Source organism: Mangrovibacillus cuniculi (assembly GCF_015482585.1).
GTDB classification, from domain to species: domain Bacteria; phylum Bacillota; class Bacilli; order Bacillales; family R1DC41; genus Mangrovibacillus; species Mangrovibacillus cuniculi.
In genome coordinates, this window is sequence record NZ_CP049742.1 from 1,674,642 (window position 1) to 1,689,188 (window position 14,547).

A 14,547-nucleotide genomic window follows, 5' to 3' on the forward strand; every position below is an offset into this window, starting at 1 on the left:
TTTTCCTCCTCTAATTAGACCAAGCTTGGTTCTTTCGGTTGTAACAACTTTGTTAGCTCGAGTAAAGACGAATATAATAACATATTCTCCACTTCATATGCTGCTTGTCTTTTCGCATAAGACGGAGAATGATGGAGGTCCTTCTTTTGAACATTCGTGTTTGGCGAAAGAATTCCATCGTCTATTGTAACAAATTCTAATTCAAAAAACACCTGTGACATAAATTTTACTGTTTCTTTTGACCATCCACGGTGATTAGCTAATGCTTCACCATGTTTCTTTAGGTCAAAACTACCTCTTTTTAGCAAGAATCCATAAAACCATTTAAAATGATCTCGGGTCGGAAATGTGCTGAAAAAATTATCTTCTTGATGGTGGAAGACAGCGTACACTCTTTCTGGTTCTAGACAATTAATAGCATTTGATAACTCTTCTAAAGAAGGTGGTAAGTCTAAAAAGACAACAGAAGATGCCTTTTCTTTTAAAACTTCTTGATAAGAGATTGGCTCTTTCGGAAGCTCATTTAGTGGAAGCAATCCTTTTGATTGTTCTCTGAATAAGACATACATACTATCGTCATTCGGAACCGTATCAATCCATCTTTTCCACTGCTTCACTCCGCGGTAATCATATACTTGTAAATGATTCACTTGGATATCTTGAAGCATTAACTGAGCTTTCTTTCGATTGTTCCATTCGTTGATGGAAAGTTCCCCGATTGCAGAAATTTTAGCTAGTGGTGAAAGCTGGTCTGCCATGCTACCGAAACCAAATCCCACTACATCTAATTCTACTTCTTCACTCTCTAACACTAATTTCAAGTGACTTTGATCGTTTCCTATTTTTCGTACCGAAGAAAGATTCGATTCTTTAATCATCACTTTTGGCTTTGGATTCCCCATTCCAAAAGGAGCTAATTGTTGAATCTCTTCTAAACTATTTATATCTACTTCACTAGGCGATAATGCAACCTGAATTTTCGTTAGAGGGATGAATTGCTCCTGTGTTAACGATTGAGATGCAATCTCATTCAGGCGCTGTCGTAAACTTTCCACATCGGATAGCTGTAGTGTCATTCCTGCAGCCATCGCATGCCCTCCAAAGTGCGGAAGGATATCTCGACACTCAGATAGTGATTCAAACAAATCAAAGCCTTCTATGGATCGAGCAGAGCCTTTTGCTTTGTTTTCTGCTTCATCAAAGCCTAGCACGATAGTAGGACGATAATACTTGTCCACTAGTCTAGATGCAACAATCCCAACAACACCTGCATTCCATCCTTCTTTTCCAATTACATGGACTTTATCGTCATACCCTTGTGCAAGCCTGTCCTCTACTTGCTCCATCGCCTCTTCTGTGATGGACTTTACAATGTCTTTTCTCTCTTTGTTCGCTTGATCGATTTCTTCTGCTAGCTCCATCGCTTCTTCTACCTCTTCTGCTAACAGTAAATCAACAGCAGGCTTCGCATCACCAAGTCTTCCAATGGCATTTAGTCTAGGGCCAATGACAAAGCCTATGGTCTCCTCATCGAGTTCTTCTTGTTTTGCACTAGCTTTTTTCAACAAAGCTTTGATTCCTAAGCGATTAGATCTTTTCAACGCTTGAATCCCTTGCGCAGCGAACAGACGATTTTCATCTTGTAATGGTACTAAATCAGCAATCGTTCCAATTGCCGCAAGTTCTACTAAATGTTTTGGGAAATGACCATAGAGTGCATGCGCTACTTTAAATGCGATTCCTACGCCAGCTAGTTCACCGAATGGGTATTCTTGATCAACTAACCTGGGATGAATGATTGCATAAGCAGGGGGTAATTCTGGTCCGATTTCATGGTGATCAGTGACGATAACATCTATTCCTTGATCTTGGGCATATTGAATTGGCTCTAGACCTGAAATACCGTTATCCACTGTGATAATTAACGTGACACCAGCTTCTTTTGCCTGTTGAAAGGCAGCAGTATTTGGTCCATATCCTTCTGTAAACCGATTAGGAATATAGAAGTCTACGATGGCACCTTTGTCTCTAAGTGCAGTTACCATTACAGTAGTACTTGTTACTCCATCGGCATCGTAATCTCCGTAAACTAATATACGTTCTCCGTCATCAATTGCTTGATGAATTCTTTCTATTGCTATATCCATATTCTTTAACAAGTAAGGATCATGTCCTTCACCTGTTGTTTGTAAAAATGTTTGTACTTGCTCTTTCGTAGTCAATCCACGCTGTACATATAAAGTAGCTAAAAGCGGGGAACACTTCAGTTCTTCTACTAAATGAGCTACTGTACTTTCATCTACGGAATCTAATTTCCATCTCGTTTTCGGTCGAATCATACGCTCAACTCCTTAACTAAGTCATTATAACTTTTGAGGGGGGAGCTTTCAATAAGAAAAGCGAAAGGCGCACCTGCAGCTAGACACTGCTTCCTTGTAAGGATACTCGGTTAAGAACCGACCACATCACGTGGTCAACACCGAGTTGTTACAAGTCACGTAACAAAAACAGGTGCCTCCATTTATAGAAGCACCTGTTAAAGAGATACATTTCAGATTAAAAAACTATATTACTTCAGATATAATACTTATCACTACTCAACATTCTGGGATTGGAGCGGAAGGGGGCGACTCCTACGGGAAAGGTGGGTAGCTGAGACCCCAAAGGAGCACGTACTTCCGCGACGAGGAGGCTCAGATGCCCGCCCCGTGGAAAGCGTCCCCCTGAAGCGCAAATCCCTTTGCAGTCATTTTGTTACTCCCCAGCATCCTGCCCTACAGTGCTAGCAGTCACTTGTTTCTTTTGTTCTTCTTTCTTACCCTCTTTCTCCTTACGAACAGCTTGTAGTTCATTATTTAACAACTTCACCTGTCTATTTAAAGAAAAGAATCGGAACACACTTACTCCCGCAACAATAACTCCTCCAACTAAAACAGAACCAAGAATGACTAAAATTAACGGAATCTCTGCTTCGCCAAACAAATAATTCACGGAAACAGCATCCACATTCACCACTGCAAAAATAGCTACAATTAAAGCTAAAGCTAAACTAATAATTAGCGTCCATTGACCTTTCATCTTTTAACCTCCCCGTCTACGTCCATGCCATCTTCTTCATTAAATGGGTTAATATGAACGAATACATTTTGTACATGGCCTTCTTCAAGGAGTACCTTTTTCACTTGCTTTCCTATCATATGACCTTCTTCCACAGTTATATACGGATCGACGGCAACCTTTAAATCAATAATGACATAATGACCATGTTCACGTGCATGGAATTCATTAATCAATAACACACCATCTACATTGCGCACCATTTTTTTTAATTCAACGGTATCTTCCTCATGCAATACATGATCTAATGTGTTATGGATAGACTCTCCACCAAGCTTCCATGCCATCGTTAAAATTAAAATAGCTACAATGATTCCAGCTAGCGGATCTGCATATGTTAACCAAGGAATAGAAAATTGATCACCTATGATAGAAGCACCTACTCCAAGTAAAACAGCACTTGAAGCAAAAACATCCGAGCGATGATCATGGGCAGTGACAATTAATGCATCTGACTTTATTCTTTTACCCAATCTAACGGTGTATTGAAACAATCCTTCTTTAATGGCTATCGATAGAACAATTGCATAAATAGCAAATGAACTCGGAGCCGATATTGGTTGAAAGAAGGCTTCAATGGAAGACTTTCCAATCTCTAAGCCAACTAGAAAAATTAAAACCGCCACGATAATCGCAGCAATAGACTCTGCTTTACCATGTCCATAAGGATGATCCTCATCTGGAGGTTGTTGTGCTGCTTTTAGCCCAACTAAAACAGCTAATGACCCTGCAACATCTGTTGCTGAATTCACTGCATCGGCCACAAGTGCTCGACTGTTTGCTTGAACCCCAATAATACCTTTTAAAATAGCTAAAAATATATTCCCAATAATACCTATGTATGCGGCTCTGTTAGCAAGTTTAAAGCGTTCTTCGGAGTTCATTTTTTTCCTCCTTTACCAAACTTTCCAATCTAATGATACCTATGTACTTATATGATTTCAAGTAAAGTTAGTATCACCGATGAAGGAAAAAGATACTCATCTAAGATGGGGATTACATTACGTGGTCAAAGATAAGTTGTCCTTGTTCACGTAACAAAAATAACCGAGCTCATCAACTTGAGCTCGGTTATTTGCTTACACTTGTGGTTCGTCTCCCACATATTTTTTTACTTTTTCGGTAATGATGGTACCTTTACGCTTTAATTCTTTCACTTTAAATACATACCACAGTTGAGCTGCAATAAAGATAGAAGAATACGTACCGGCCACTAAACCAATTAATAAAGCGATAGAGAAGTTACGGATGGATTCCGCTCCGAAGATTAGTAGTGCAACAACCGTAATAACCACCGTTAATACAGTATTTAATGAACGTACTAACGTTTGACGAAGTCCCACGTTCACAACAGCTGCAATGTCTTCTTCAGTTTTCAACTTCTTCTTAGAAATAGCAATCTCTCTCATTCTGTCAAACGTTACAATCGTATCATTTATCGAGTAACCCACAATGGTCAAGACAGCTGCAATGAACGTTAAGTCCACTTCTAAACGAGTTAGACTGAAGATTGCAATGATAAAGAAAGCATCATGCAGTAAAGCTACGATTGAACCGACAGCCATCGCCCATTCAAAACGGATTGTTACGTACAGTACAATACCGATTGCAGCAATCGCAACAGATATCATTGCATTTTTCGCTAATTCTTCTCCAACCATAGGGGAAACGGTGCTGACATTTGGATCAATCCCATATTCCTCTTTAAACGTATCTTTAATTAGAGCTATGTCTTGTTGGGATAAGTCTTCTGCATATCTAATAGTAGCTCGGTCAAAATTGTCTCCACCAAGAACAATGTTAGAAGATTCTAAGTTGATTTCTTCTAATTTCTGAGAAACCTCTTCTGCCGTGATTGTATTATCAGACATTACTTCTACTCGCGTTCCAGCCACAAAATCAATCCCTAAGTTTAACTTAAAGATAAACAATACAGCCAAACCTGTCGTAATCAATAATCCTGATAAGATAAAGAACTTGTTACGTAGTTTAACGAAATCAAATTTATCAAACGGTGTTTCTAATTCATTTGTTGTATAGTTATCCGCTAAATCTTTAATTTGATTTTGTTTGACCCCAAACCAAGTTGGCTTCTTCTTAAAGATATTTGATTTTACCCAAAGTCCAAGAAGTAATCTAGTTCCCCAAACAGCTGTTAAGAAACTAGTTAAGATACTTACTATTAACATTGTTGCAAATCCCTTAACGGAGCTGTTACCGAAGTAGAATAAAACTCCACCGGCAAGAAGCGTCGTAATGTTGGCATCTACAATGGTTAAGAAAGAGGATTTGTTTCCTGCTTGGAATGCTGAACGTAAGGAACGTCCAACTCTAAGTTCGTCTTTAATTCGTTCATACGTAATTATGTTCGCATCTACTGCCATACCTACCCCTAGAATTAGGGCTGCGATACCTGGGAGTGTTAGTACCCCATTCATCCAGTCAAATACTACTAATATCACATAAATGTACGTGGAAAGTGTAACTACCGCTATTAGTCCAGGGAAACGGTAGAATGCAATCATAAATAAGAAGACTGCTATGATACCAATAATTCCAGCTTTAACGGTTAGATCTAACGCCTGTTCTCCGAATTGAGCTCCTACTGAAGTAGAGTACAACTCTGTAAGTTCTACTGGAAGAGAACCAGCATTAAGTAGATCAGCCAGATTTTTTGTTTCCTCTACAGTGAATGATCCAGAGATTTGTACATCTGTTGTGTTAAGAACAGTATCAACAGATGGATAAGAAATTAAAGCGGGATCGTTTGTTTCTATTGCTTTTTTGAAACTACTTTCGCCTTCTTCAAAGTCTAACCAAATAGCTAAAACATTGTTTCCTTGACCCATATTTAAAATTTCTTGTGTAACTTGTCCAAATTTATCAGCATCTTTTAGTTTTACTGATACAATTGGTTGGTTATTATCTGGGTTGAATCCAGGTCTAGCTCCGTTTTCCACCAAATCCGAACCGTCCAATTTCACTTCATCATTTACATCTCGGAACGTTAATTCAGCTTGAGTAGAAAGCAATTCTCTTGCTTCATTTTGGTCTTCTACACCAGGGAGTTGGACACGAATTCGATCTTCCCCTTCGATTTGAATACTAGGTTCACTTACCCCTAACACGTTGATACGACGATCTAACGCTTGAACTGTACTAGATAATACATTTTCATCCACATCAGATCCATCTTTTGTTTCCACTTGATAAAGGACTTCAAATCCACCTTGTAAATCTAAACCTAGCTTAATGTTGTTCAAGGTTCCTTGTGTTGTTAATCCCATTAATGAACCAATTAAGGCTACGATGAGAACAAACGCAAGAATCCGACTTCGTTTTACCATTATGTATGATGCCTCCAATATGCGTTCAATTCGGTCATAAAGATGACCATTCTATTTCCAATATCATCATTATGATAGAGTAGGAATACTCTGTCAAATAGAATTAGACTACTATTTGGGTACTTTTCTGCCTAGCAAAGACTGAAGTTCTTCAGGCTCAAGTTCCGTAAACAAGTTAGGTTTCTTAAAAGCTTCTACCGATTCAAAATTCATTAAATCACCAACACTAACACGAAATATATCATAGGTAATTTGTGACAACGTTTTTTCTTGTGGTTTTTTCCACTTCTTTTTCACCAAATAATTCCAAAGCGAATACACCGTGACAGTTTTATAACCGAGTAAGTGACACTCCGCCACTTTACTTTCTAATACAGGAAGAACTTGTTTGTAATACCGATTATGGTTATTTTCCACACTTTTACTCCCCTTCTTTGTAAACTTGTCATGCTTTGTCCCACTGTTTACATATACATCATTGTAACGGATGAATGATGTTTTGAGAAGGTAGGGTAGAAGCCATGTCCACATTTTTAAAAGGTGCCTTAATCTTAATGGCAGCAGGATTTATCACAAGAATTCTAGGATTTGTTAACAGGATTGTTATTGCACGTATGATTGGAGAAGAAGGCGTCGGGTTATTTATGATGACATTCCCTACGTTAATGCTAATAATTACCATCACGCAAATGGGATTACCAGTAGCGATTTCTAAGTTGGTAGCAGAGGCTACCGCAGTTGGTGATCACTCTAAAGTTAAACGTATTTTAGTTGTAAGTTTGTCTATAACGTTAACATTATCTCTTATTTTTACCCCGTTATTAATTGTGTTTGCACCAATGTTATCCGAGTATTTATTTACAGATCCTAGAACGATATACCCTTTATTAGCAATGACACCCATCATACCAATTATTGCTATCTCTTCTGTCATTAGAGGATATTTTCAAGGTAAACAACAAATGCGACCTGCTGCAATTTCTCAGTTACTAGAGCAAGTGGTACGTATTGGCTTGATTGCTACGTTCGTTGGGACAATGGTTCCATATGGTATTGAATACGCAGCAGCTGGAGCAATGGTAGCTTCTGTAATAGGTGAATTATGTTCGTTAATTTACATGTTTTATGCTTTTAAACGAAAAAAGAAAATTCGAATTCGTCATCAATTTCTTGGACAGCTTGTTAAGGGCAAAGGAGAAATGAAAGAATTATTTTCTGTTTCTCTTCCGACGACTGGCAGTCAAATGATTGGAAGATTAGCGTGGTTTTTTGAGCCAATTGTTGTGACCAAATCACTATTGATTGCAGGGGTTACTGCTGGGGTAGCAACCAGTCAATATGGTGTTCTAACTGGATATGCTCTTCCTTTACTGTTCTTACCTTCATTTATAACTGTGTCATTATCTACTTCTCTTGTTCCTGCAATCAGTGAGGCATATGCGAAAAAGCATTTTAAGACGATGGAACACCGTTTACAAGAAGCTTTACGTTTTTGTTTAGTAACAGGTGGCCTTTCGGTAGTGTTACTTTATGTTTTTGCAGATCCTTTAATGGAATTAATGTATGGGTCAACGAAAGGGGCAGATTTTATTAAGCTGTTAGCACCTTTCTTCTTGTTCTTTTACTATCAAGGTCCACTGCAAGCTGTACTTCAAGCGTTAGATTTAGCTAAAGCTGCATTAATTAATAGTACAATTGGTGCTGGAGTAAAGTTGATTGTCATCTTTGCGTTAGCCTCTCGCCCTGAGTTTGGCATTTACGGTGCAGGATTGGGTATTGTTGTAGGAATTATCTTAGTTACCCTTCTACACTTCGCTACGGTACTAAAGAAAATCCCAATGACGATCTATGTTCGCCAATACGTATGGTTTACACTAATCTGCTTTATTGTAGGCTTCACAACGATAGAATTATACGAAAATTTCTTAAACCCTATACCAGTCTTACCTCGTCTATTTATTGGAATGGTTTTCTTAACAATTTTATATCTAACGCTTCTTTATGCAGCAAGATTAGTGAAAAAAGAAGACTTAAAGCGTGTGCCGTTTGTTAAGAAGTTTTTTTGACATGCATAGTGACTGCAACGGGATTTCCGCTCCAGGGGGACGCTTTCCACGGGGCGGGCAGCTAAGCCTCCTCGTCGCGAAAGTTCGCGCTCCTGCGGGGTCTCAGCTACCCACCTTTCCCGTAGGAGTCGCCCCCTTCCGCTCCAATCCCAAAGCTTAAATAATTTTAAAAATTCTTATCTGCACTTATTCAAATCAAAGGACTATAACCTTCATTAGTAAAATTTAAAAACTGACACAATTAATGATTAGATTGTGTCAGTTTTTTTATAAAGTGTTTAATCACTAAGACTTCCTCTTCTCATCCATCTCATCAATATAAAACTTTCCATTCTGATACGAGCAGAATGAGATTTTATCCGGTGTTATGTATCCTCGTTTTTGGAGATTTGCTACTAACCACTGTTCCGTTAGTTCCAGTGATTGGAGATTCTCCCTCATCACCTTTCCATCCAACACAATTGGCAAAGTAAACGAACCTTCCTGCTTATCATCGTCGTATGGAAACACAGATAATTTTCCTGATGGCTCAAGTACTGCGAACTCTACATCCGCAATATTTCTAATATCCTTTTCTCTCAATTGTAAAAGAAGGTCATCAAAGTTATATCGTTGAGAACGCATTGCTTGTTCATCAACTTTACCTTTATTTATGATGATCGTTGGTTTCCCATCTACGAAATCCCTAAATCTTTTTGACTTCATGGATAAAAGGGAGAAAAGAATCTGTAATCCCATTAAAATAAACATCGGTGTCAAACTATCTATCAGAGATGCATCAGGTGATTCTATCGCAACAACAGCCATTTCCGCTATCATGATAAATACCACTAAATCAAGTATGCTCAATTCCCCAATCTCTCTTTTTCCCATTACTCGGAAAATAAACAATACAACTACATACAAAAGAAGTGTTCTAAAGATAATCATCAAAATATCCACGCACCCACCTCCAAACGTCTATATTAGTATGGTCACCTCAAAAGATTTCATGAGTATTTTTCTGTAATGAAGTCTAATTTTGGACGAGCAGCATATTTTTTAGGAGAAGGACAATTTTCTTAGGAGGGGTTACTGTGGCATATAGTGGTATGGGTCGTTCTATCTTGTTTGGTGTAGGTACTATTTTTGTACTAGCTACTGTTGTTTCTTTATTATTTTCTACTATTTTACGATTTACAGATACTAATGAAACATCTTTCGCATTAACCATTACGATACTTTCATTTGTTAGTGTGTTTATCGGTGGATTTATCGCAGGAGGAAAAGGGAAAGAAAAGGGTTGGTTAACTGGTGGCTTGACTGGATTAGCTTATACATTGATCGTCCTTTTATTTCAATTCCTTGGCCATGACCAGCTGTTCTCAGGTGGACAATGGATGTATCATGGATTCTATGTATTAACGGCTGTAGTAGCTGGTGTATTAGGAGTAAACGTGGCTGGAAACTCAAGTGCTAGATAAAACGCAAAAAGGTACATTCGCTATTGAATGTACCTTTTTGTAAGGTGTAACATCGCATCTAAACGCGCGCCTTACGCCTTTCTTATACTGTTTGTACCTCACGAATCGCCGCACGGTCGTAAGTTAGACGGCTTCCATCTCCACATAGGATGATTACTTTACCATCGTCGATACCATCTACCGTTCCATGAAGTCCACCAATTGTTACAACACGATCACCACGTTGCAAGTTACTTTGCATTTCTTGTACAGCTTTTTGACGCTTCTGTTGTGGTCTAATTAACAAGAAGTAGAAAAGTACGAACATTAAAATAAGTGGTCCAATAGTACTTAGAATTTCCATTAGATTCCCCCTTTCAAGCAAGCATTCTATTCTCCCAATTTAGAAATTCTTAGCATTTGGCTTATTAAATCCATAACGCTCGAAGAATTCTTCACGGAAATCTCCTAGTCGATCTTCACGAATCGCTTGTCTTACTTGCTCCATTAAGTTTAACAGAAAATGCAGATTATGATAAGTCGTAAGCCTAATTCCGAACGTTTCATCACATTTAATTAAGTGGCGAATATATGCACGAGAATAATTCTGACATGTATAGCATGTACAATTTTCATCAATCGGTCCAAAGTCACGAGCATACTTCGCATTTTTCACTACTAATCGACCATTTGAAGTCATTAATGTACCGTTTCTCGCAATACGAGTTGGTAAAACACAATCAAACATATCAATTCCTCGAATTGCACCATCAATTAAGGAATCTGGAGATCCAACTCCCATAAGATAACGTGGTTTATCTGTAGGAAGATGCGGTGTTGTAAATTCCAACACTCGATTCATCACATCTTTCGGCTCTCCTACAGATAATCCTCCAACTGCATAACCAGGGAAGTCCATAGAAACCAGATCATTCGCACTTTGACGGCGAAGGTCTTCATACTCTCCACCTTGAACGATTCCAAATAATCCTTGAACATCTGGACGTGCATGTGCTTTAAGACAGCGTTCTGCCCAACGAGTTGTACGGTCTACAGAGCGTTGCATATATTCTCTTTCCGCAGGGTACGGAGGACATTCATCGAATGCCATCATGATATCTGATCCTAGTGCGTTTTGAATCTCCATTGCACCTTCAGGAGATAAGAATAATTTGTCTCCATTCATATGGTTACGGAAATACACGCCTTCTTCTTCAATACGACGTAAATCAGACAAACTGAATACTTGGAAGCCACCTGAATCTGTTAAGATTGGCTGATCCCAGTTCATAAATTTATGCAAACCGCCAGCTTCTCTAATAATTTCATGCCCTGGACGTAACCATAGGTGGTAGGTATTACTTAGAATTACTCCTGCTCCCATTGCTTTTAAATCTTCTGGTGACATGGTTTTTACCGTAGCTAAAGTACCTACTGGCATAAACATAGGGGTTTCAAATGAACCATGTGGTGTGTGTAAAATTCCTAATCTAGCTCCTGTTTGCTTACAGGTTTTAATATGTTCGTAACGGATTGCTGTCAATCTAGTTACTCCTCTCTTTTACCGAATAAACATTGCGTCTCCAAAGCTAAAGAAACGATATTTCTCTTCTACTGCTTCGTTATACGCATCTAACATAATTTCTCTTGAAGATAAAGCACTTACTAACATAATCAATGTGGACTTTGGTAAATGGAAATTTGTAATCATTCCATCAATTGCTTTGAACGTATACCCAGGATAAATAAAGATACTTGTCCAACCAGAATCTTCTGCAAACGATCCATCCAACTTTTGAGCAATTGTTTCAAGTGTTCTCGTCGATGTCGTTCCCACCGTAATAATACGTCGTCCATCTCGTTTCGCAGCATTTAACGTCTCTGCAGTTTCTTTTGACATCATATAAAACTCAGCATGCATGTCATGTTCCTCTATAGAGTCCACGGAAACAGGTCTAAATGTACCTAGTCCAACGTGTAACGTGATAAACGTAATGGTAACACCTTTTTGTCTTAAACGTTCTAATAACTCTTCTGTAAAATGCAAACCAGCAGTCGGTGCTGCAGCTGAACCAGCTTCTTTCGCAAACACGGTTTGATATCGATCACGGTCTTCTAACGTTTCACTAATGTATGGAGGAAGTGGCATTTCACCTAGTTCATTTAGCACTTCGTAAAAAACGCCTGTATAATGGAACTTCAGTGTTCGACCACCTTGTTCCCCTTCTTCCGTACAGGTTGCGGTTAGTCTTCCATCACCAAACGAAATAGTGGTACCTACTCTTACTCGTTTCGCTGGTTTGACAAGTGTCTCCCAGTGGTCCGCTTCCGACTGTTTCAACAACAATACTTCTATTTTAGCACCAGTATCTTCTTTTACACCATAAAGCCTTGCTGGAAGTACTTTTGTGTCATTTAATACCAATACGTCTCCAGCTACTAACTCATCATAAATATCTGTAAAAGCCCCGTGCTTTCTTGTACCAGTCTCTTTATCAATCATCATAAGTCGACTACTAGTACGATCTAATAGAGGTGTCTGGGCAATTAATTCTTCTGGTAAATGAAAATCAAAATCTTCTACTTTCACTTTACTTCTCCTACCTTTTTACATCTTTATCTGGGTATAAGTGATCTAACATAAGATACTCATAAGCTTCTTGCGATACGACTCGACCTCGAGGAGTACGATGAATGAAACCTAGCTGCAACAGATAAGGTTCATAGACATCCTCAATAGTCTCTGATTCTTCTCCGATACTAGCGGCAATTGTATCAAGACCAACCGGGCCACCTTTGAATCGAGTAATCATTGTTTTTAAAAGCAAATGATCAATCTGGTCTAATCCTTTTGGATCTACTTCTAATAGTTCCAGTGCCTCGCAAGCTATTTCTTCAGACATTTCTCCATCAGCCTTCACTTGACTGTAGTCTCTTACTCGTTTAAGTAGACGATTGGCTATCCTTGGCGTACCGCGTGACCTTCTAGCGATATGTCCAGCACTATCTAAATCCATATCTGCTTGCAACACTTGCGCTGTTCTACACACAATTTCCGTTAATTCTTTTTCCGTATAATACTCTAATCGGCACAGTACGCCAAATCGGTCACGTAAAGGAGCAGACAGAGATCCTGCTCTCGTAGTTGCTCCCACTAGCGTAAACGGTGGTAAGTCTAAACGTACGCTTCTGGCACTCGGACCAGTACCAATAACGATATCAATACAGTAATCTTCCATTGCAGGATAAAGTACTTCTTCAATCGCTCTAGGTAGTCGATGAATTTCATCAATAAATAGGACATCTCCTGGTTCTAGTGAAGACAGAATAGCTGCTAGGTCCCCTGGTCTTTCAATAGCAGGTCCTGCAGTCGTTCGAAGGTTAACTCCCATTTCTTGCGCAATTACCGCTGCAAGCGTCGTTTTTCCTAATCCTGGAGGTCCGAATAATAGGACATGGTCTAAACATTCTTCCCGTTGCTTTGCTGCTTCAATGAAAATAGCTAAATGACTTTTTACTTTGTCCTGTCCGATATACTGGTCTAACGTTTGGGGACGAAGAGTTTGCTCTAGCAACATATCGTCATTCGTTACTTCTTGCGTTACTAATCTTTCTTCCAAATCTCCCCCACTCCTTTACGTTAGTAAATGTTTTAAAGCTAATTTAATATATCCATCCGTCGTTAATTGTTCTTTTTCCATTTTTGGTCGAAGTTTCTTTATTTCTCTTTCAGAATACCCCAGAGCTTGAAGAGCTAATATTGCTTCTTCCAACGACTGTACTTGCTCTTCCATTTGAGCATCTTGTTCTGCCGTAAATAAAGAGTGCTGAACAGTCTCCCCTAATCCATTTAATTTTCCTTTTAAATCAAGGATCATCTGTCTAGCCGTTTTCTTACCGATACCAGGAAACTTCACCAAGAATGTTTCATTTTCACTTTCAATTGCTTGGATTACCTGGTTTGGTTGTCCACTCGCTAAGATAGCAAGAGCTCCTTTTGGACCAATACCTGAAACATTCAGTAATTTCGTAAACATCCATTTTTCGTCAAATGTTTGAAATCCATAAAGAGCTTGCGTGTCTTCTCTAACATAATGATAGGTAAACACTTTGACTTCTTTACCAGTAGTGTATACAAAAGGGTTGGGGGTCATGATTTCATACCCAATTCCTTGATGATCAATAACTACGTGTTCTGGACTTATATAATCAACCGTACCTGTAATATATGCGTACAATGAGACCACTCCTTTTTAGCACTCCTCATTGTACCATAATTTCACCATTATGCGGGTGTTTGTTCGGTTGGATTGTTGCTGATTAAACAACAAAAGAGAGTAGGACAGAAACTCAGAATGACTGCACCGGGACTTACGTTACAGGGGGACGCTTTCCACGGGGCGGTAAAGAAAAGCTGAAGGCGCGCGTTTAGCCGCGGCAGGAAACTTCGGAAGACCGAGGAGGCAGCCCCTCAGCCACCACAGGGCTTTTGGAGTTTCCCGAGCGGTTGCGCACCTTCAGCTAGAAACTGCATCTTCACGTTGAAACTGCTGTGGGGTCTCAGCTACCCACCTT

At 39.1% G+C, this 14,547-nt stretch carries 13 protein-coding genes; 2 read left to right on the forward strand and 11 right to left on the reverse strand.

What is annotated here, in order from left to right:
• Nucleotides 1-14: 14 nt before the first annotated feature.
• The 5 genes from recJ to G8O30_RS08620 form a co-directional block, all read right to left on the reverse strand.
• Entirely contained in the window at nucleotides 15-2,339 is a 2,325-nt protein-coding gene (gene recJ, locus G8O30_RS08600; RefSeq protein ID WP_239671684.1) for a single-stranded-DNA-specific exonuclease RecJ, read from the reverse strand.
• Between the two features lie 415 nt (nucleotides 2,340-2,754).
• Complete coding sequence (locus G8O30_RS08605) at nucleotides 2,755-3,078, reverse strand: LapA family protein (RefSeq protein WP_239671685.1); 324 nt, start codon at nucleotides 3,076-3,078, stop codon at nucleotides 2,755-2,757.
• Nucleotides 3,075-4,001 carry a cation diffusion facilitator family transporter gene (locus G8O30_RS08610; RefSeq protein ID WP_239671686.1) on the reverse strand — a complete coding sequence of 309 codons (927 nt, stop codon included), beginning with the start codon at nucleotides 3,999-4,001 and terminating at the stop codon, nucleotides 3,075-3,077. Before G8O30_RS08610 ends, G8O30_RS08605 begins: the two co-directional genes overlap by 4 nt.
• Nucleotides 4,002-4,196: 195 nt before the next feature.
• Complete coding sequence (gene secDF / locus G8O30_RS08615) at nucleotides 4,197-6,464, reverse strand: protein translocase subunit SecDF (protein ID WP_239671687.1); 2,268 nt, start codon at nucleotides 6,462-6,464, stop codon at nucleotides 4,197-4,199.
• A gap of 111 nt (nucleotides 6,465-6,575) precedes the next feature.
• Entirely contained in the window at nucleotides 6,576-6,881 is a 306-nt protein-coding gene (locus tag G8O30_RS08620) for a post-transcriptional regulator (protein ID WP_239671688.1), read from the reverse strand.
• A 104-nt stretch (nucleotides 6,882-6,985) separates the two neighbouring features.
• On the opposite strand from G8O30_RS08620, the gene spoVB reads away from it, so the two are divergent.
• A complete protein-coding gene (gene spoVB, locus G8O30_RS08625) occupies nucleotides 6,986-8,530 on the forward strand; it encodes a stage V sporulation protein B (RefSeq protein WP_239671689.1) in 1,545 nt (514 codons plus the stop codon).
• Between the two features lie 285 nt (nucleotides 8,531-8,815).
• Here the strand turns inward: spoVB and G8O30_RS08630 are convergent, their stop codons facing one another.
• Nucleotides 8,816-9,460, reverse strand: a complete 645-nt coding sequence (locus G8O30_RS08630; RefSeq protein WP_420844618.1) for a DUF421 domain-containing protein — start codon at nucleotides 9,458-9,460, stop codon at nucleotides 8,816-8,818.
• 146 nt (nucleotides 9,461-9,606) lie between these two features.
• On the opposite strand from G8O30_RS08630, the gene G8O30_RS08635 reads away from it, so the two are divergent.
• Nucleotides 9,607-9,993 carry a TIGR04086 family membrane protein gene (locus tag G8O30_RS08635; RefSeq protein WP_239671691.1) on the forward strand — a complete coding sequence of 129 codons (387 nt, stop codon included), beginning with the start codon at nucleotides 9,607-9,609 and terminating at the stop codon, nucleotides 9,991-9,993.
• A gap of 82 nt (nucleotides 9,994-10,075) precedes the next feature.
• On the opposite strand, the gene yajC is transcribed toward G8O30_RS08635, so the two are convergent.
• From yajC to ruvA, 5 genes are read right to left on the reverse strand one after another with little or no spacing between them, the layout of a single operon-like run.
• The gene (gene yajC, locus G8O30_RS08640) at nucleotides 10,076-10,336 is read right to left on the reverse strand and encodes a preprotein translocase subunit YajC (protein ID WP_239671692.1); all 261 of its coding nucleotides are present in this window, start codon (nucleotides 10,334-10,336) and stop codon (nucleotides 10,076-10,078) included.
• A gap of 39 nt (nucleotides 10,337-10,375) precedes the next feature.
• A complete protein-coding gene (gene tgt / locus G8O30_RS08645) occupies nucleotides 10,376-11,515 on the reverse strand; it encodes a tRNA guanosine(34) transglycosylase Tgt (protein WP_239671693.1) in 1,140 nt (379 codons plus the stop codon).
• An 18-nt stretch (nucleotides 11,516-11,533) separates the two neighbouring features.
• The gene (queA, locus tag G8O30_RS08650) at nucleotides 11,534-12,562 is read right to left on the reverse strand and encodes a tRNA preQ1(34) S-adenosylmethionine ribosyltransferase-isomerase QueA (RefSeq protein ID WP_239671694.1); all 1,029 of its coding nucleotides are present in this window, start codon (nucleotides 12,560-12,562) and stop codon (nucleotides 11,534-11,536) included.
• A 10-nt stretch (nucleotides 12,563-12,572) separates the two neighbouring features.
• Nucleotides 12,573-13,592: a Holliday junction branch migration DNA helicase RuvB gene (ruvB, locus tag G8O30_RS08655; RefSeq protein ID WP_239671695.1), complete on the reverse strand. Its 1,020-nt coding sequence runs from the start codon at nucleotides 13,590-13,592 to the stop codon at nucleotides 12,573-12,575.
• Between the two features lie 15 nt (nucleotides 13,593-13,607).
• The gene (gene ruvA / locus G8O30_RS08660; protein ID WP_239671696.1) at nucleotides 13,608-14,210 is read right to left on the reverse strand and encodes a Holliday junction branch migration protein RuvA; all 603 of its coding nucleotides are present in this window, start codon (nucleotides 14,208-14,210) and stop codon (nucleotides 13,608-13,610) included.
• Nucleotides 14,211-14,547: the final 337 nt, after the last annotated feature.